General features: G+C 52.0%; 1 protein-coding gene. It reads left to right on the forward strand.

Annotated features, from left to right (window positions below):
- Nucleotides 1-319 precede the first annotated feature (319 nt).
- The gene (locus DVK06_RS16665; protein WP_147438146.1) at nucleotides 320-571 is read left to right on the forward strand and encodes a hypothetical protein; all 252 of its coding nucleotides are present in this window, start codon (nucleotides 320-322) and stop codon (nucleotides 569-571) included.
- The last annotated feature ends 434 nt before the right edge of the window (nucleotides 572-1,005 follow it).

Genomic DNA, 1,005 nt, shown 5'->3' on the forward strand with positions numbered 1-1,005 from the left:
TGTGTCTAACACCTACATCAATAAAATCTTATGCCACGTCCGAGATGAGGTTAGCGAAGTTGACTACTGGGCTGTCCATCATTTTTCGTCGACACTGTTTCAAATCCACTTCGTTGTCAGTATCTCCTGCTGTAATTCTATCATACTATTAATAAATAGACTACCGGCTGATATAAAGAGCGTTAGTCTAATTCTCTCCGCTGAAATAGACTTAGACTGTAGTGTTTATATCCGCTAGATCGTGACTCGCGAGTGGTATGATATCAGGTCACTACTTTTGTTACTCGGGTCCGTCACCACACGTAAGGCGGTGACAACAATGGGACGACAGGAAATTGTCGAACACATCGAAGCCGAGCTCTCGGATCGGTTGGACGAACCCACCAGCTCATCGGAGATCACCGAAGCGTTGTGTCAGCACTGCGGGCACATGATCGAGGAGGAAGGACAACAGCCGGACGACTATGTCGTCCACCGCATTCCCTCACACGGTGAATCAGGCCGGAGTTACGTGTTCTACTGTGGACCCGATTGCTTCCAAGATGCGATGGACGAACTACTAAACGTGTAGCCGCTGCCGGTCGCCTCTATCGGTAGAGTTGAGCGGCCAGCGGTGATGCGCAGTAGTGGTTCGCAGGGGTTCGGAAGACGATTTTCACGTACGGGCCCTTAGTCACGTTCGAGTCCTCAATGGCGGTGACGATACGCTCCAATCGCTCACGGCGGTCTCCAAAGTTTCCGTTGGTCAGACCTTGGAGAGCCTTCCCCGTCGGGACGTTCCGTGCATTGGCCACGACCGCTCGCACAGAGGAGTTTTGCTGAGCGTGCTGGGCCACTTTCCGGAGTTCTTGATTGACCATTTGGGAGACGCCCTGTCCGTTGACGACACCCTTCTGGCCGTGGATGAGGTAGGTACTCGGTCACTGCTTGTACTTCTGGACCATTCCCATCTCACTATGTAACCGCTCGATTCGGTTGTACGACATTTCAGAACACTGGCTCTTC

The organism is Halorubrum sp. Atlit-28R (assembly GCF_003665955.1).
GTDB classification, from domain to species: Archaea; Halobacteriota; Halobacteria; order Halobacteriales; family Haloferacaceae; genus Halorubrum; species Halorubrum tropicale.

Excerpts from the sequence above, each read along its gene's own strand:
- DVK06_RS16665 (WP_147438146.1), top strand. The coding sequence starts at position 320 with ATGGGACGACAGGAAATTGTCGAACACATCGAAGCCGAGCTCTCGGAT.